16 protein-coding genes and 1 tRNA gene are annotated in these 17,329 nt (G+C 61.8%); 12 read left to right on the top strand and 5 right to left on the bottom strand.

Features of this window, described 5'->3' with window-relative positions; all coding sequences use genetic code 11:
- Position 1: 1 nt before the first annotated feature.
- Both QP828_RS05395 and QP828_RS05390 read right to left on the bottom strand, forming a co-directional pair.
- A complete protein-coding gene (locus QP828_RS05395; protein WP_274734114.1) occupies positions 2–1,516 on the bottom strand; it encodes an AI-2E family transporter in 1,515 nt (504 codons plus the stop codon).
- A 117-nt stretch (positions 1,517–1,633) separates the two neighbouring features.
- Entirely contained in the window at positions 1,634–2,362 is a 729-nt protein-coding gene (locus QP828_RS05390; protein ID WP_126135798.1) for a hypothetical protein, read from the bottom strand.
- A gap of 109 nt (positions 2,363–2,471) precedes the next feature.
- On the opposite strand from QP828_RS05390, the gene QP828_RS05385 reads away from it, so the two are divergent.
- The 3 genes from QP828_RS05385 to QP828_RS05375 are packed head-to-tail and all read left to right on the top strand — an operon-like array spanning position 2,472 to position 3,710.
- On the top strand, positions 2,472–2,786 hold the full coding sequence (locus tag QP828_RS05385) for a DMT family transporter (RefSeq protein WP_274734113.1): 315 nt from the start codon (positions 2,472–2,474) through the stop codon (positions 2,784–2,786).
- On the top strand, positions 2,786–3,121 hold the full coding sequence (locus tag QP828_RS05380; protein ID WP_274734111.1) for a DMT family transporter: 336 nt from the start codon (positions 2,786–2,788) through the stop codon (positions 3,119–3,121). Before QP828_RS05385 ends, QP828_RS05380 begins: the two co-directional genes overlap by 1 nt.
- Positions 3,102–3,710, top strand: a complete 609-nt coding sequence (locus tag QP828_RS05375) for a hypothetical protein (protein ID WP_274734110.1) — start codon at positions 3,102–3,104, stop codon at positions 3,708–3,710. The genes QP828_RS05380 and QP828_RS05375 overlap by 20 nt, the downstream gene beginning before the upstream one ends.
- A gap of 28 nt (positions 3,711–3,738) precedes the next feature.
- Here QP828_RS05375 and QP828_RS05370 read toward each other — a convergent pair.
- Positions 3,739–3,815 (bottom strand) — tRNA-Lys (locus QP828_RS05370).
- 145 nt (positions 3,816–3,960) lie between these two features.
- Between QP828_RS05370 and QP828_RS05365 the strand changes: the two genes are divergently transcribed.
- The 7 genes from QP828_RS05365 (at position 3,961) to pstB (ending at position 13,459) form a co-directional block, all read left to right on the top strand.
- Positions 3,961–4,587, top strand: coding sequence for a hypothetical protein (locus QP828_RS05365; RefSeq protein WP_274733707.1), 627 nt, complete (start codon positions 3,961–3,963; stop codon positions 4,585–4,587).
- Positions 4,588–4,778: 191 nt separating this feature from the next.
- Positions 4,779–8,030 carry an RNA degradosome polyphosphate kinase gene (locus QP828_RS05360; RefSeq protein ID WP_274733706.1) on the top strand — a complete coding sequence of 1,084 codons (3,252 nt, stop codon included), beginning with the start codon at positions 4,779–4,781 and terminating at the stop codon, positions 8,028–8,030.
- A gap of 70 nt (positions 8,031–8,100) precedes the next feature.
- Positions 8,101–9,054, top strand: coding sequence for an NUDIX hydrolase (locus QP828_RS05355; RefSeq protein WP_274733705.1), 954 nt, complete (start codon positions 8,101–8,103; stop codon positions 9,052–9,054).
- Positions 9,055–9,268: 214 nt separating this feature from the next.
- Positions 9,269–10,381, top strand: coding sequence for a phosphate ABC transporter substrate-binding protein PstS (gene pstS / locus QP828_RS05350; protein WP_274733762.1), 1,113 nt, complete (start codon positions 9,269–9,271; stop codon positions 10,379–10,381).
- Positions 10,382–10,422: 41 nt separating this feature from the next.
- A complete protein-coding gene (gene pstC, locus QP828_RS05345) occupies positions 10,423–11,535 on the top strand; it encodes a phosphate ABC transporter permease subunit PstC (protein ID WP_206435409.1) in 1,113 nt (370 codons plus the stop codon).
- An 11-nt stretch (positions 11,536–11,546) separates the two neighbouring features.
- Positions 11,547–12,656 carry a phosphate ABC transporter permease PstA gene (gene pstA, locus QP828_RS05340; RefSeq protein WP_274733704.1) on the top strand — a complete coding sequence of 370 codons (1,110 nt, stop codon included), beginning with the start codon at positions 11,547–11,549 and terminating at the stop codon, positions 12,654–12,656.
- 23 nt (positions 12,657–12,679) lie between these two features.
- Positions 12,680–13,459, top strand: coding sequence for a phosphate ABC transporter ATP-binding protein PstB (gene pstB / locus QP828_RS05335; RefSeq protein ID WP_026428731.1), 780 nt, complete (start codon positions 12,680–12,682; stop codon positions 13,457–13,459).
- Positions 13,460–13,614: 155 nt separating this feature from the next.
- Here the strand turns inward: pstB and QP828_RS05330 are convergent, their stop codons facing one another.
- On the bottom strand, positions 13,615–14,625 hold the full coding sequence (locus QP828_RS05330) for an inorganic phosphate transporter (RefSeq protein WP_274733703.1): 1,011 nt from the start codon (positions 14,623–14,625) through the stop codon (positions 13,615–13,617).
- 2 nt (positions 14,626–14,627) lie between these two features.
- Positions 14,628–15,254: a DUF47 domain-containing protein gene (locus tag QP828_RS05325; protein ID WP_016442266.1), complete on the bottom strand. Its 627-nt coding sequence runs from the start codon at positions 15,252–15,254 to the stop codon at positions 14,628–14,630.
- A 405-nt stretch (positions 15,255–15,659) separates the two neighbouring features.
- Between QP828_RS05325 and QP828_RS05320 the strand changes: the two genes are divergently transcribed.
- Positions 15,660–16,343 (top strand): heme-binding beta-barrel domain-containing protein, encoded by a 684-nt coding sequence (locus tag QP828_RS05320; RefSeq protein WP_274733701.1) that lies wholly within the window; start codon positions 15,660–15,662, stop codon positions 16,341–16,343.
- Positions 16,340–17,326, top strand: coding sequence for a hypothetical protein (locus tag QP828_RS05315; RefSeq protein WP_284891313.1), 987 nt, complete (start codon positions 16,340–16,342; stop codon positions 17,324–17,326). Before QP828_RS05320 ends, QP828_RS05315 begins: the two co-directional genes overlap by 4 nt.
- Positions 17,327–17,329: the final 3 nt, after the last annotated feature.

Genomic DNA, 17,329 nt, shown 5'->3' with positions numbered 1-17,329 from the left:
GTCACGATCCTTTCACAGGATTGTAATCAGGCCCGGGTGCCTCCCCGTCCACCTCAAAATCAGGCTGATCGTAGGTGTAATCCGGATCCGGAGCCGCGGGAGTAGGGGAGTTCATATCGGCGGTATCGAGTACGCGATCCTCCCCACCAAGGGTGTGCGACGCCGCCCGTGCCGTGACCGGCGAGGGCGATTCCTCCGCGCGGGTATTGAGCTCCTTCGCGTTGTATTCCAGCAGCTGCTTCGCCACCGCGGTACCCGCCAAATCGCGCAGATCCAGATCCGGGAGCTCCGTAAGCGGCTTGTCCGGGGTACGGCGCAGCACCTTGAATACTTCCCACACGATAGAAATAAGTGGAATCACAATAATCGCACCCAGCAGTCCCGCCACGAACGTACCGGCCGTCACGCCCACCGCAATAACGACCGGGTGGAGCGAAACCTGATGCCCCATAATCAGCGGTTGGAGCACATGCCCCTCGAACTGGCCAATGAGCGCCACGCCCACCAGCACTACCAAGGAAATAACCACACCCTTCGTGGCCAAAGCCACCAACGCTGCAATAATCATGGCCGCCGGGGCACCAAAAAGTGGAATAAAGGCACCGATGACCACCAGCACAGCCAGGGGAGCGGCCAGCGGAACCCCGCAAGCCACCAGGAGAATCGCGGCCATAACGCCGTCGCATAACGCAATAAGAATCGTGCCGCGCGCATACCCCGAGAAGCTATACCACCCGGCGGTAGCAGCCGCGTGGGTACGCCGCCGCGCCCGATCCGGGAGCACATTAATGAACCACAGCCACATATTCTTCCCGGCCGCCAGGAAGAAAATCGAGCAGAAAAGCGCCAGCGCAATCAAGGTGAAAGCCAGCGCAACCGTGCCGGCCTGCGAGAGCGCCGTCGACGCAATATTTCCCGCATTGTCCTGCAGATACGCGGCCGCGCGTTCAATGCCCTCATTCAGGGCCGCGCGCAGCTCATCGACCGTAATATTAATCGGAATTGGCCCGTCCGCAATCCAATTAAAAATCCCGTCCAGGCCGCGCTGCATCTGCTCGGAAAGACTCGACCACTGATTCGCCACCGAATCAACAATCCAGTAAATAATCCCGCCCAGCGCCGCAAACAGGCCGAGCAAAGCCAGCGCGGTTGCCAGCGCCCGCGGCATAATCCGATCCAGAATATTGACAATCGGATGGAGCAGCGAGGTCATCACCAGCCCGAGGAACACCGCCACCAGCACCCACTGCACCGAGGCCGCCATGTGGAAAATACCCCAGATGGCAATCACCACGCCGATGAGGAGCCAGGCGCTCACGCCCCATGTCACAAGAACCGGCTGCACCCCGGCCGGATGAATCTCCACAACGGTGCGCTGCGAACGCCCGCTACTATCGGCTGGGTCCTTCGCGTAACGCTCCACGGCCTCTTCGGCCACGCGCTCAATCTGTTCGCGCCGCGACACCGCCGAGCGAATCCGATCCATCAGGGAGGGTGACTTCTTTGATTCCTTCACAAGCTTTAGCTTACTGAAGAACAGTCTGTGCCGCGGGTATTAGTGCGCCGGTGCGTTACGGCGCGGCATTGGACTCGCGCTGCGCGCGGTAGTACGACGACGCCGCCACCCGCCGCGCTACTCATTTGGCCGCAGCAGGTCAATTTCGCTTTCTAGCCACTGAGCTAGCTCGCCAGCGGCAATTCGCGCGTCGATCTCACGCTGTTCTTCCGGCTCCTCAATGCCGACGAGGAAAGATTCCCCGCATTCCCCGAAAGGCACTGCGATGACTTCGCCATCCTCGCTGCCCGCCCACCAGAACTCGGGGCGGTAGCCGGCCGCTGTGAGCGTCTCCCACACCACCCGGGCACGTTCTTCATATTCGGGAGTGAAACGCCCCACCGGCGTATTCCACGCATCGGGCAAACCATCCGGAATGCGCGGGAACACCGCCGCGGGATCGCGCCCTTCAAGCATCTCGGCCGGGATAATACGCGGAGTATCCCGCTCGCTCACCCGCCCCGGCGCCACCGGCCGCAGCGCCAGCTGCCCGCCGGTAGGCTCTCCCAACACTCCCGCCTGGAAGCGGGCGGTTCCCACAGCTACCAGCTGCCCGGCCAGCGATTCCAGATCCACTTCGTTCTCGGCTACCTCGCTCTCGCCCACCTCGGTGAGAAGCGCCAGCGCAGCTGCATCCGCGGCCGGAGTCGCGGAAAGGACGAGAGCGGCGTCGTCGGCAAGAACACGGCGCTGCTCCGAGCCGTTCGCGTACGTGATAGCAACAAGGCAATAACCCTGCTCCGGAGTGGCGGTGATATCGAATGCGGCAATCGGTTGCCCGGAAACGGTGAGCGAGGTGATATTCATGCTTCGAGGATACTCCCCCGACGCGTGTGTTAGCCTGGCCGCGGGCGCGCAATAACCGCCGCGGACGAGGGAGCCGTACCCGCCCAGCGCAAAGACGGCCACAATACCTATGGCGTGGATAATTTTGCTGTTCTCCGGGGCGCTTGAAACCGTCTGGGCGGCGGCCCTTGATAAATCTGAACATTTCTCGCGGCGCGGGCCGGTAGCGGTCTTTGTGCTGGCCCAAACACTCTCGCTCCTCGGCCTGGCCTGGGCTATGCGCGAGATCCCCACCGGCACGGCCTACGCGGTCTGGGTAGGTGTGGGCGCGAGCCTCACCGTGCTGTACGGCTGGCTGAGCGGCCAGGAAAGCACCTCGCGCGCTCGCGTATTGCTGCTGAGTGTGCTCGTCGCTTCGGTGGTGGGACTCAAGGTGGTGAGCTGATGGCCTGGGCGATTCTGGTAGGTTCCGGTATTTTCGAGGCCGTATGGGCGACGGCGCTCGGTGATTCGCGCGGGCTCACCCGCCCGGTGCCGGCCCTAGTATTTGCCTGCGCGCTCGTCATTTCCATGTGGGGGCTCTCGCGGGCGCTACGCGAGATTCCGCTCGGCACGGCCTACGCAGTGTGGACGGGGACCGGCGCGGTGCTCACCGTGGCAATTGCTGCCGCGCGCGGAGTCGAGCAACTCACCGTACTGAAAATGGTGTTCCTGTGCGGGGTTGTTGGCGCGGTGGTGGGGCTGCGGCTGGTGGAGCGGTGTGAGCGTGCGGGTGGATGACACCATAACGCTCTTCGAGCTTTATTCGCCCGACTATCCGGATGTTCCTGCCCGCACCCTCATTGCGTATGTGGATGACCCCTTCATGTATGACAGGTGGGAAAGTGGTGATGACGAAGAATATACCGGGTATGAGGACTACCGGCTGAGCGCCGTCGCCAAAAAGATGGCGGTGTATTCCTCCTGGGAGGAATGGAACGGCGGCCGCGAAGTTAATGATAACGGCGTCATGCGGCCGGTGGCGAAGGACGATCCTCTTGTGGGCGATCAACTGATTCTCAGTGTGAGCCTTGCGATACATGGTGAAGAATTTGAGGCTGGTGAGGTGGATAACCTCACCCCGGACGTTATCCTGCGCGGAACGGTTCGTACTGCGGAACTGGTTGCCAATGCTTTAACCGGTCAAAAATGGTGGCGCTGCGAAGTAGATTGCGGGTTCTTGATTACGCTCGCTCTGCCGGGCGATATCGATCCTGCTCCGGCTCCGGGCACGCTCGTCGATGGCCAGGCGCTCCTGCTAGGATCCACGGGATTTTGGGAAGATAAAGAGCCTGGTGTGTACCAGCTGCGTGGCCAGGGCGAACTGTGAAGTAGTGCCCTTCGGCGAACGAAGAAAATGGTAGGCCCCGTGGGATTCGAACCCACAACCCTTGGATTAAAAGTCCAGTGCTCTGACCGTTGGAGCTAGAGGCCCACGAAGTAGTGTAGCGCGCTTTGGCCCGCTGGTAAAAAATCGGGCCGATTTTGTGTGGAAATCCGCACCGGGAAACACTTTGAGGTGCGACAATAGAAGAGTGAGCGAGCGCACTGGCGCGCCCCGAGCGAGTGGAGGAAAAATTATGGCTAGCAGTTTTCGCCGTCCGGCCCAGATGAAACCGGACCAGCTCGAGTCCATCGAAGGTGAAGCGGACGTCGCCTACCACAGCGAGCTCGCCCACACCGCGGCCCAGGCGTTGCTGCCCGGCGCGGGCTACCACACCGAAGAACCGGAGGTGCGCGCCCGCGTGCTCGACCTCATCGCCACCGAAGGAATCGACGTCATCGCTGAAGCGTGGGCTCGCTCCCCGGAAGGCACCCTCCCCGGAATGCTGTGGCGCGGCTATTTGCTGCGTGAATGGTTGCGGCGTTTCCCGAACGACGCCGCCGCGCGGCTCACCGCCGCGCGGGAAAAGCTCGGCTCCCAGGGCGCTGATGGAGTGGAGAAACTTGAGAAAACGCCCACCCTCGGGGATGTGAAATCCAGCTGGGATGAGGTGTTCGCCGGTTCTTTCAGCGGGGACTTCGCGGAGGTACTGGCTAGCTCGGCTCGCCTGTGTGACACTCTTGCCGAAGTGGATCCGCTCTGGATCCCCACTGATGAGCACCCGCTGGCCACGCCGGTCACGCGCCGCGATGCGGCGCTGCTGGAAACAGCGCGGGAATTCCGCGCGGCCGGGGCTCGGGCAGTACGCGGCACGCTGTCTTAACAAAGCTGGCCTGTTCACACCGTGGGGCTACCCGTTCTTGTGGCGGGGGCTGGCCCGCGCGGGAAGCCACGGTATCGGGGAGGGTTCCCCTGGCGGAGGGGAGCTGCGCCGTCGTTCGTTTGCTTGGACGTAACTTTTCTGTCGTAGTGATCGACTACGGTTAAGAGGTAGCAGGAAAAAGGAGCCCTCCTATGAGTATCGTTAGCGGATCACCGCAGCCGGATCAGGCCGCGCTTTTTAACCAGCTCGCCCAGGAATGCTTCGCGGCGGATGGTGTTGTGCCTTTTAGTGAGCAAACCCTTCTTGATATTGCCGCGGGTGCAGAAAGCTCGCGGGTGTGGACTCTCGGGGATCCCGTGGTCGGGGTGGCTCATTCCGGGCGTACCGGGGATGTGGAATTGGCGGTGCGTCCGGAGGCGCGCGGAAAAGGTGCCGGCAAGGAATTGCTGCGCACCGTTCTTGACGCGGGGGAAACCGCGGTGTGGGCGCACGGGGATCTGCCTGCTGCGCAGGAACTCGCGGCGTCCTCCCAGCTCTATCCGGGGCGTACTCTTCTTGTGCTGGAGCGTCCTGTTACGGAAGAAAACCCTGCTCCCGCACTGTGGACTTTGCCGGGGATCGTGCTGGCTCCGGTGGATCCGGCCACGGATCTGGAAGATATCGCGCGCCTCAATGCGGAGGCTTTCGCGGATCTACCCGATCAGGGCCAACTCACCGCGGAGGATCTGCGTGAACGTATGGAAGCGCCCTGGTTTACTCCGGAGCTCCTAGTTACCGCGCGCTCTCAAGGCGAACTCGTTGGTTTTGTGTGGCTTAAGCCAAATGTGCTCGGGGGTGCCGCGGGTGCGGCCGGGAGTGGTTCTGGCGGCGCGGGCACGGCTGGCGAATCGGCTGCCGCCGCGGCTGGTGAATCGCTCGAAGCAAATGTGCTGGAGCTTTATGTTCTCGCGGTGGCACCGGAACATCGCGGCAAGGGCATCGGTAAACTCCTAACCGCCTGGGCTCTGGTCACCACCGGCTCGCGCGGTTTCTCGCGTTGCGTTCTTTACGTTGATGCCGCGAATGCCGCCGCGGTGCATGTTTACGGAAAAGCTGGGTTCACGCAGGCGGAACGGCATGTTCGCTACGAATTGCAACCCGAACCGGCGCTCTCCGCCACTCGTGCTCGCCTGGCTGCCCGGGAGGGTGTCAGCGCCGTGGAACCCACCCCGCACGAAACTTTCTTGCAGGCGGTGCGGCTCGGCTCCCCGGTCTCCACTAAATCCCTCACGGATATGGCCAAAGAATCACGCAAGCTCGCCAAGCGCTCCGCGAAAGCTCCGGAAGAATCCCAGCTTCCCGAAGGGCGTTTCGCGGATCGGGAACTCTCCTGGCTGGCTTTCAATGAGCGGGTGCTGGAGCAGGCAGAAGATGAAACCCTGCCGCTCCTGGAACGCGCCTGGTTCCTCTCCATTTTCTCCTCGAACCTCGATGAGTTCTTTATGGTGCGGGTGGCTGGCCTCAAGCGCCGTATTGATACCGGCATTGGTGTGGTGGCGGCCTCCGGCCTCACCCCGCGTCAAGTTATGAAGGGCATCGCGGAACGCACTCATGAACTAACCGCGCGCCAAGCGAAGGTCTATTCGGAGGATATCAAGCCTAAACTCGAAGGCCAGGGTGTGTTCATCCGCCGCTGGAATGAGCTAGATGCGCAGGTGCAGCAACGTTTCTCCAAGCTTTTCAAGGATGAAATTTTCCCTGTTCTCACCCCGCTCGCGGTGGATCCCTCCCACCCCTTCCCTTATATCTCGGGCCTGTCTCTCAACCTCGCCGTCGTCCTCAAGGATCGGCGCGGTTCCTCCGCCTTTGCGCGGGTGAAAGTGCCGGATCTACTCCCGCGTTTCCTGATGATCGGGGAAGATGGCACGGCCTACAGCCCGGAAAACGTTCCGGTGGAAGCCGGCAGCGATATTGAATTCCTGCCCCTGGAGGAACTCATCGGGCATCACCTGGGTGAGCTCTTCCCCGGCATGGATGTGCAGAGCTACGCCACCTTCCGGGTCACCCGTAATGAGGACCTGGAAGTGGAAGAAGATGACGCAGAAAACCTCCTCACCGCGCTGGAACGCGAATTGCTCCGGCGCCGCTTCGGGCCGGTGGTGCGCCTGGAAGTGGATGAGGATATGGATGATGCCACCCTCAGTTTCCTCCAGAAGGAAATGAGTGTGAGCTCCTCTGATACCTATCGCTTACCCGCGCCCCTCGATCTGCAATCTCTGGAACAGCTCCACGATCTGGACCGGCCCGGGCTTAAATACCCCAAGTACGTTCCGGTCACGCCTACCGGGCTCACCGATGCCGAATCTGCTAAACCCGCGGATTTCTTCGCCAAGCTGCGTGATCATGATGTGCTGCTCCACCACCCCTATGAATCTTTCTCCACTTCGGTGCAGCAATTCATCGCCCAGGCAGCCGCGGATCCGCAGGTCTTGGCTATCAAACAAACCCTGTACCGCACCTCGGGGGATTCCCCTATCGTCAATTCGCTTATCCGCGCGGCGCGCGCCGGGAAACAGGTCCTCGCCATCGTGGAAATCAAGGCGCGTTTCGATGAGCAGCGCAATATTGAGTGGGCGCGCAAGCTAGAGCGGGCCGGGGTTCACGTGGTCTACGGAATGATCGGGCTGAAAACCCATTGCAAGCTCGCGCTGGTGGTGCGCCAAGAATCCGATGGCTTGCGCCGCTACTGCCACGTGGGTACCGGGAACTACAACCCGAAGACCGCCCGCGGCTATGAGGATTTGGGCCTGCTGACCTCCAACCGGGATGTGGGCCAGGATCTCACCCGGCTGTTCAACCAGCTCTCCGGTTACTCACGCCAGGAACGTTTCCACCGGCTCCTCGTGGCACCCACCGGTATTCGCTCCGGACTTATCGACCGGATCGAACGCGAAATTGAAAATAAGAACGCCGGCAAACCCGCGTGGGTAAAATTCAAAGTCAATTCCATCGTGGACGAAGCCATGATCGATGCGCTCTATCGGGCCAGCCAGGCCGGCGTGAAGGTCAGCATCCAGGTGCGCGGAATCTGCGCCCTGCGCGCCGGTATCCCCGGGCTCTCGGATAACATCAAGGCCCGTTCCATTCTGGGGCGCTACCTGGAGCACTCGCGTATCTACGCCTTCTGTAACGACGGCGATGCCGATGTCTTTATCGGATCTGCCGATCTCATGCATCGCAACCTCGACCGGCGCATCGAAGCCCTGATCAAGATCACGGACCCGGATATGGTGGACCGCCTGGTAGAGCTCGTGGATGTGGCCACCTCGGATACCACTAGTTCGTGGCACCTGGGTCCGGATGGGTGGGTGCGTCACAACCTCAGCCCGAAGGGCCGCCCGCTCGTCGATATCCAGGAGCTGCTTATGAAACAAGCACGCTCGCGCGTGGCAGGAGGCGACTAGAAAACCCGGGCCGTGCGGGGAAACTCGCGGGCCAGCATATATTCGTAACAACTATGCAAAAGGGGGAGTGATGGGCAGCGTTCATGCTGCGGGCGCCGTTGTGTGGCGCAAAAAAGGCGGCGAATTCCAGGTGCTACTCGTGCGCCGGGATAGCTACAAAGACTGGTCTTTCCCCAAGGGCAAATACAAGCCGGGCGAAGGCCCGCGCATGGCAGCCGTACGGGAAGTCTACGAAGAAACCGGCGAATATATCGCCCTGCAGCGCCCCCTGCCTTCCATCGGCTACACCCTCTCCTCGGGGAAAAAGAAACGGGTCTTTTACTGGGTGGCCCGCCCGCTCACACCGCGCTCGCGGCCAGTTGCCGCACGCCCGGAATTCTCCTCTGCTCACCCCGGGGAAATTACCCGGTCACGTTGGATGAACGCGGAAACCGCCCTCGAAAAACTCAGTTATAAAGACGAACGCGCCATGCTCAAACGCGTCCTGAAATACTGGGAACACGGGGAACTTACCACTCGCGCGGTCCTGCTGGTGCGCCATGCCCGTGCCCAAAAACGCTCGGCTTGGAACGGGAGTGAAAAAACCAGGCCCCTTACCCCGCACGGGGCCTCCCGGGCCCGCACCATCAGCGCGGTGCTCAGTGTGTATGGCGTGGACCGCCTCGTCTCTTCCCCCTGGCAGCGCTGCACCGCAACCATTGCTCCCTACGCGCAGGCTTCGGGAGTCTCCCTCACCTGCGTTGCCGCCCTCACCGAACACTCCCACGCGAAGAACCCCGGCGGAGTGCGTAAAACCATTGAGGGGGTACTAACGGACAGCGGGGCTCCCGCGGCGGTCAGCTTGCATCGCCCTACCCTGAGCACCGTTATCGACGTCGTTAAAAAACACGGCGGCCACCATGTAAAAGAAAAACTCCCCGATGAAGATCCGTATCTCAAAACCGGGGAAATCCTCGTTGTGCATATGAAGGGTAGCCGCGCGGTGGACGTCGAGCGTTTCCGCCCCGTCCACACTGAGCTGTAGCGGGCCCGTGCCCACCGAGCTCTAGCGCGCCCACGCCCCCAGCGGCCCCGCGCAGTCAGACGCACGCACCCGACTCCCTGTGAGACATGCTACAAGCTCGTTAACCTTCTGTTTACCTCCGGTGTGGGCCGTCGTAACCCACGCTTCCTAGGCTCGAACCAGCGAGCGCCGAAACGGGCGTTCCTGAACACGCAAGGATTAAACAGTGAAGACCATGAAGATCTCGGCACTTGCTGGTGCCACCGCTCTTGCTCTGACCCTTTCCGCCTGTGGTGGGGACGCAACGACTTCTGCCACCACCGATGCCGCCAAGGGTGACACCACCACCCAGGCCGCGGATAGCGGCTCGAACCTCTCGGGCACCATCTCCGGCTCGGGTGCTTCCTCGCAGCAGAAAGCCCAGCAGGCCTGGCGCGATAACTTCACCATCGCGAACTCGGGCGTGACCGTTAACTATGAGCCCACCGGCTCGGGTACCGGCCGCCAGCAGTTCCTCTCCGGCCAGGTGCAGTACGCCGGCACGGACTCGGCCCTCAAGGCTGAAGAACTCGCCCAGGTTTCCAACGCCTGCAAGACCGACGTTGCCGTTGAGCTGCCCGTCTACATTTCTCCTATCGCGATTGCCGTGAACCTCGAGGGCGTCAAGGAGCTCAAGCTCGATGCCCCCACCATCGCGAAGATCTTCTCCGGCCAGATTGAGAAGTGGAACGACCCGGCCATTGCCGCCACCAACTCCGGTGTCAAGCTCCCGGACGAAACCATTATTCCGATCCACCGCGCAGAAAAGTCCGGCACCACCGGTAACTTCCAGTCCTACCTGGAAGAAGCTGCTCCGGAAGTTTGGACCTACGGTTCGGAAGAAACCTGGCCGATCCAGGGCGGTCAGTCCGCCGAATCCACCTCCGGTGTGGTCCAGCTGGCCCTGTCCACCCCGAACTCCATCATCTATGCGGACTACTCCCAGATCGAAACCCTCACCCCGGTGAAGGTCAAGGTTGGCGATGAGTTCATCGGCCCCGAACCGGAAGCCGCCGCCCGCGTGGTGGATGACTCCCCGGCCGCCGAAGGTGCCACGGACACCCTCCTCAACAAGGACCTCAAGCGTGACGGCTCCGTCAAGGGTGCCTACCCGGTCGTTATGCTCTCCTACCTCATCGGCTGCCAGGAATACAAGGATGCCTCCACCGGTGAACTGGTCAAGGCGTTCTTCACCTACGTCGTCTCCGAAGAGGGCCAGAAGGCCGCCTTCGCCGCCAACGGTGGTAACGCCCCGATTTCGGACACCCTGCGCACGCAGGCCATGGCCGTCATCGACACCATCAAGTAAGCACCGGTTAGACAACCGAATACCTCTATCTGAAAGTCGATATGACTGAACGAGATAACGCAGCCGGGGAGGTTCTTGAGCGTACCGCTCAGGAAACCTCCCCGGAGGTGGGTCAGACTGCAGTGCCGGCCCGCCCGAGCAAACGCGCGCGTCGCCGCGTTGCAGACACTACCTTCAACGGCCTAGCCATCGGTGCTGGAGCTTTCATCATCCTCATCCTGGGTGCCGTTTTCATCTTCCTGCTCCTCGAGTCATATCCGGCATTCATTGCCGGTAAGGAAGACATCTCCGGGACAGCAGATTTCACGAAGGGGATGGGCTTCTGGCAGTATGCCGGGGCAGCCCTCTTCGGCACCGTGCTCTCCGCACTCCTGGCCCTCGCCCTTGCCGTGCCTTTCGCGGTGGCGATTGCGCTCTTCATTTCGCATTTTGCGCATCGGCGCTTCGCCTCCGTCCTCGGCTACATTATTGACCTCCTGGCGGCCATCCCTTCGGTGGTCTTCGGCCTGTGGGGTATCCGTACTCTCGAACCGATTGTGCGCCCCGTTTTCGAATGGGTTTCCAGTGTTCTTACCCCGCCCCTCCAGTGGTGGGTGGACCACGTTCCGTTCATGGGTGAAGAAGGCGGGCTGGCCCAATTCGATTGGTGGCCCCTGCAGCCCAGCCTGGTGGCTTTCACGCCGCCGGCCCGTAACATCATGATGGGCGGCCTGGTGCTGGCCATCATGATCCTTCCGATTATCACCTCGCTGTGCCGTGAAGTATTCCTCCAGACCCCGAAGCTGCTGGAAGAGGCAGCGCTCGGTCTGGGTGCTACCCGCTGGGAAATGATCAAGATGACCGTGCTCCCGGTGGGGCGTTCCGGTATCGTCTCCGCGGCCATGCTGGGCCTGGGGCGCGCCCTGGGTGAAACGATGGCGCTTCTCATGGTGCTCTCGGCCGGCCTGCAGGTGAACTTCAACCTCTTCTCCCCGGGCCAGCATTCCACCATCGCCTCCCAGATCGCCCTGAACTTCCCTGAAGCTCACCCCGGTCTGCAGCGCCAGGTCCTTATCGGTATCGGCCTCATGCTCTTCGCCCTGACCTTCGTGGTCAATTGGTTGGCGCGGCGCGTACTGGCCCGGTACGCAGAATTCTCAGGAGCGAATGCCTAATGAGTACTGACGTGACACAGAACCCAGCCAGCCAGCCCGATGGCGGCGCGCACGCGATTCCGGCCGAGCCGGCTGTCAGCGAAGGCACTCCGATCTTCGCCTCCGAATACGGCCGCCTGCCCAAGTTCTTCAACTGGGCCGTGCTCGTTGTGTGCATGCTGGCCTCCTGGCTGCTTTTCCACTTCGGTTTCAAAGCGGAGTCGCTCTTCGGTGCGGTCCTGGTGGGTCTTATTCTCTTCTTCCTCGTCATCCGCATTGTCGGATACGCGGTGGAAGGCCCGCGCCGCGGTGCCAATCGCATGGCAACAGTGCTTATCACCAGTGCCTTCGCGCTCGCGGTTCTCCCGCTGCTCTCACTGCTGTACACGGTGATTGTGGAAGCTCTCCCGGTTCTCAGCTACTCCTTCCTCAACAATTCCACCCTTGGCATGTCTCTACCGGGCGCTCAGCCCGGCCTCGGCCACGCCATCGTGGGCACGCTCATTATTACCGGCATTACGGCGCTTATCGCCATCCCGCTCGGTATTCTGACGGCCATCTACCTGGTGGAATACAACAGGGGCGGCTGGTTCGGGCGCTCGGTGACCTTCCTGGTCGATATTATGACGGGTATCCCCTCCATCGTGGCCGGCCTTTTCGCCGCCGCGATTGTTCCGGTGCTTGCCCCCGCGCTCGGTTTCCGCAATGGCATCATGGGCGCCGTCGCGCTCGTCGTTTTGATGACGCCGATCGTGGTCCGCAATACCGAAGAAATGCTGCGCATCGTTTCCAATGAATTGCGCGAAGCATCCTACGCACTCGGCGTGACGAAGTCCCGCACTATCATCAAGGTGGTGCTGCGGACCGCGCTCCCGGGTATCGTATCCGGTTGCGTGATCGCCATCGCCCGCGTGATCGGCGAATCGGCCCCGCTGATGATTACCGCCTCCGTCTCGGATACGTTCAACTACTCCTTGTTCAACGGCCCGATGATGACGCTCCCGGTGTTCGTCTACTCGCAGTTCAAGGCCAATAACCTCGACCTGGCCTGGGGCGGCGCGCTCGTCTTGGTGTTTATCGTGCTGGTATTCAACTTGCTGGCGCGCTTGATTGCTCATATCTTCGCCCCGAAGGGCCGCTAACGCGGCAGCCGAAAGGAAAAACAGTGCCTCAGGGAATTAGTGTTCGTAACGAGAACATTTACTACGGTGATTTCCTCGCCGTGGAGAACGTCAATGTGGATATCAAACCGAATTCGGTGACCGCGCTGATCGGCCCGTCCGGGTGCGGCAAATCCACGTTCCTGCGTTCCCTCAACCGTATGCATGAAGTGATCGACGGCGCCTACGTGACCGGCGACGTCTTTATCGACGGCAATAATATTTACGGCCCCGGGGTGGACCCGGTGACCGTCCGCCAGCACGTGGGCATGGTCTTCCAGCGTGCCAATCCCTTCCCCACCATGTCGATTCGCGACAATGTGCTGGCGGGGATGCGGCTCAATTCGCAAAAGATCAAGAAGTCCGACGCGGAGGAAATCGTGGAGCGCTCGCTGCGCGGCTCCAACCTCTGGGAGGAAGTGAAGGACCGCCTCGATAAGCCGGGTTCCTCGCTTTCCGGCGGCCAGCAGCAGCGCCTGTGCATCGCCCGCGCCATCGCGGTCAAGCCCGAGGTGCTCCTCATGGACGAACCGTGCTCGGCCCTCGACCCGATCTCCACCCTCGCGATTGAGGACCTCATGAACAGCCTCAAAGAGGAATACACGATCGTGATCGTGACGCACAACATGCAGCAGGCGGCGCGCGTCTCCGAAATGACCGGCTTCTTCAATATCGCCGGCACCGGCAAGCCCGGCCACCTCGTGGAGTTCGACCAGACGGAGAAAATTTTCTCCAACCCGACCCATAAGGAAACCGAAGATTACGTCTCCGGGCGCTTCGGCTAAACCGGATAAAAGCTCCGCTGTTTACCTTGCGACCTGTGCCGCGCGGGAACGATCCTGCGCGGCACAGTTGTGTTGTGGAGGCGAAATAAGCACGACGCCGCAGCGCCGGCCCGCCGCCTCGCTTTTACGCAGCGCTCGGTTAGCAGCGAAGCGGTCTAGATGAGAACTAACCGCAGCAGCCACGTGGCAACCGCCGCCAGGGCGCCGGCGGCCGGGATGGTGAGGATCCAGGCGGTGGCAATATTTCCGGCCACGGACCAGCGCACTGCCGAGCGCCGTTTCGTGGCTCCAACACCCATGATGGCGCAGGTGATGGTATGCGTTGTCGAAATGGGGGCGGCCCACACGAACGCCGTCGTATAAAGAACGCTCGCGGCTACGCTTTCCGCAACGAAACCGCGGGCCGGATCCAAATCAATAATTTTTGAGCCGAGCGTTTTCATAATACGGAAGCCACCGGTCGCGGTCCCCAAAGAAATAGCGGCTGCCGCAGCCAGTTTCACCCAGGTGGGGATCCCGTCCTCAAGATCATGGAAGCCGCCGGCCGTGAGGGCCAGTACGATCACACCCATGGTTTTCTGGGCGTCCTGGAGGCCGTGCCCGAGGGCCACCATGGCGGCGGAAACCGTCTGGGCGTAACGGAAGCGATGCATCGTGGTGTGGTAGGGAGCCTCCGTCAGGAGGCGCAGCACCACTTTCATAATGAGGTAGGCCAGTAGGAAACCAACCGCGGGGGAGACAACCATCGGCACCACCACGCGGTCGAAAATAACCGTCCAGTGCACGGTGGCCAGAGAGGCGATGCCGGCGCCGGCCAGCCCGCCAATAAGCGCGTGCGAAGAAGAGGAGGGCAGCCCACGCCACCAGGTAATAAGATTCCAGCCAATCGCGCCGGCCAGCCCGCCGAGTACCAGGGTCAGGCCGGTTATTTTTTCCAGCTCGGTAATATCAACGATGCCGGAGCCGATTGTTTCGGCCACTTTCGTGCCGAGCATCGCGCCGAGGAAGTTCATGACCGCCGCCATCGCGAGGGCCACGCCGGGCGTCAATGCGCGGGTGGCTACCGAGGTGGCGATGGCATTTGCGGCGTCGTGAAAACCGTTAGTGAAGTCAAAAATGAGGCTAATGACGACGACGGTGCCCACCAAAAAGAGCAACTCGGACAAAATCAGGACTCCTTGAGGGCAATGCGCTCGACCACGGCGGCGAGCGTCTCGAAAGCATCGACGGTGTCCTCGAGAGTGTCCACAACCAGTTTGACACGCAGCAATTCAATGGCGTCGGTGGCGTTTTCAAAGAGCGAGGCGAGGGTGGAACGGTAGAGGGAATCGCCCTTGTTTTCCAGCTGGTTAATTTCCACCCAGTATTCGCGGGTATCCGGGGACGTCGGGTTGAAATGCGCGAGAATATCCGAGGATAGCCGAGCGCAGGTCTTAAGAATATCCACCACCGTCGGCGCGCTATCGGGAAGGGTGAGGGGGCGCATAAAGGCCACGTTTTCCCCCACCTCGTCCATGAGGTCCACGCAATTATCGATAGCGGTGGTCAGGGCATAAAGATCCTCCCTGTCGAAAGGGAGGACAAAAGACCTATTTACCACTTTGAGGAGTGCGTGATTTGACTCATCTGCATTGTTTTCTATGGTGTGCAGCTGCTGTTGCAACTCTCCGCGCTCGTGAACCGGTGCGGTCATGAGCTGCGCGAGGCCCGCGGCGGCGATGGGAAGATGCGCTGCCTGGGCGCCAATAAGGTCGAAAACCCGCGTGGAACGCGAGAATTTAGAGAATAACCCCACGTGAATTCCTCGTTTCGGGGACATGAACAATCGATGAACGACTCGTTTCAAGGATAGTTCATTACGGGGCGAAACGTGTATTTCCCGGCGGTGAGATCGGGCAAGAAAAGGGTGCCGGACCTGAGAGCGCCTGACGGCGCGAATGCCGCTCGTAGCGGCGCTAGTTGGAGCCCGGGGCTTTCAAGGTCCGGCACCGTGGCTTCAGAATAACAAGAGTGCGGGCAATCGGAAACTTTTCTTCGCGCTTTCGGGCCAAGCGTGAAAAAAGCGGACTTTTGAGCTCCGACGTGGGAAAATGATACTGGCTATGGGTTGTGTCCGGGTGGTTCGTTAGCGCCGGGCGCCGCGGCTCTCACAGGCTTGGCACTGTGGGCCTCATGCGGTCGGGGCGGGTACCCTGAGCTTATGGTCTTCGCAATCCCTGAAAATCTCAGCCCGGAAACCTATCCGATGGCCTGGCTCGTCGATACCTGGCGCGGCGCCGGCCTTCTCGAATACGAAGGTGTGGACGCAGCCGGCTACCTGCACGAATTGCGCATCGATAATGATGACCACGGCCCCTACCTGCGTTTGCGTTCGGCAACCTGGCTTTCCCAGGAGCCGGCCGGGGCGGTGGATCGCGAGGTTCCCGGCGGGCGTATGTACGCGGCTCTCACCAAAGGTCAGCTGTGGTCCAGTTTTGAGGGCTACCTGCGTGTCTCACCGAATAACCTCCAGGGCACGGAGGGGCGTTTCGTTCTGGAAGGAATGATCGCCACCTCCGCCGGCCACGCTATGACCTGGGCCGGTTTCATTAAGGGTCCGCAATTCCAGATCGTCGCGGACGCCATTGCCGCCACCCCCACCGCCGCGAGCTACACCGGCGGCCAAATCATGGGCGGCTATGTGGAATCGGAGCTGTTCTACGCCTACGACATGGCTGCCTTCGGGGCGCCGATGCGCAGCTACATGGCCGGCCGCCTCCAGCGCCTGAGCGACTGCCCGGCAGCGGGCGAACCCGCGACCGGTGGGGCGGGTTCTGCCGGTGGGGCGGGTTCAGCCGGCGGGGCGGGTGCGCCGGACGCACCGGAGGCCCACCCCGAATCGTGATACCTAGCCCGTTGCTACGCTGGCCCGGCGCGGTTCCCGGAGAAGGTGCGGCGGCCGGGGTAACTGCTTTCTACACCAATCCCTACGTGGAACAGCGGGCGCTGGAAGCCGGACGCGGCTTCGTGGACCTTTCGCACTGGCGGGTGGGGCGCGGCGCCGCCGGTGCTTTCCCGTGCGCCGATAACGCGCGTGAAGTGCTGGAATGCGATGCCCAGGGCCAAATTCGCGGTGCGCTGCTGCGCTGTGCGGGTGGCGCAGGCGACGTTTTCTTGAGTCCGCCTGGTGGGCTTGAGCCTAGTGGGCTTGAGCCGGGCGGGCTCGATTCCACTATGTACCCGGCCAACTACATTGCTATAGGTACGACGACGCACGGAGCTGAGCGCTTACGCACGGCCATGCGCGGCCGGCCCGGGCTATCCGCCAGTTTCTGGGAAGACTGGTGGCCGGATAGCGATAGGGTGATCCTCCTGATTGACAATATTGAGGAACTCGCCCGGGCCGGGCAGGCCGCCGGTATGGCCCCGGTAGGTTTATTCGCCTGGGATGCTTATCGGGCCGCGGCGCGCCGCCCGGATCCGTTCCGGGCGGCGCGCGCCGGGGTGCGCCTGGCTGAGATATACGGGCCCGGAGTAGCGGGCGCTCGCGAATCCCGGGTAGCGGGCACCGCCCGGCTCGGGGGAGCCGCGCGGAGCCTTGCCTGCCTGTATTTGGAAGGCCCGGACGCGGCGGACCTGCCCGAGCCCGGCGATCCGGTAGTCGCGGAGCGGGGCGATGGGGCAGTTATCGGCCGGGTAACCTCGGCGGTGCGGCATTGGGAAGAAGGCCCGCTTGCCCTCGCGCTGATGAGGCAGCCAGCGCCGCTGGGCGCGGTGCTGGTAGGGGAATTCCGCTGCGGCGTCGAACCTATTTCACTACCAACTCACGCGCCCGTTGCGGTGACTATTCGTGAAAGCGGCGAAAAAAGTGTCGTAGGCCGTGACTAGAAT

It is taken from the genome of Actinotignum sanguinis, assembly GCF_030230305.1.
Lineage (GTDB): Bacteria > Actinomycetota > Actinomycetes > Actinomycetales > Actinomycetaceae > Actinotignum > Actinotignum sanguinis.
The sequence above is the reverse complement of the archived record's forward strand: the minus strand, read 5'-3'. Positions and strand labels throughout refer to the sequence as shown.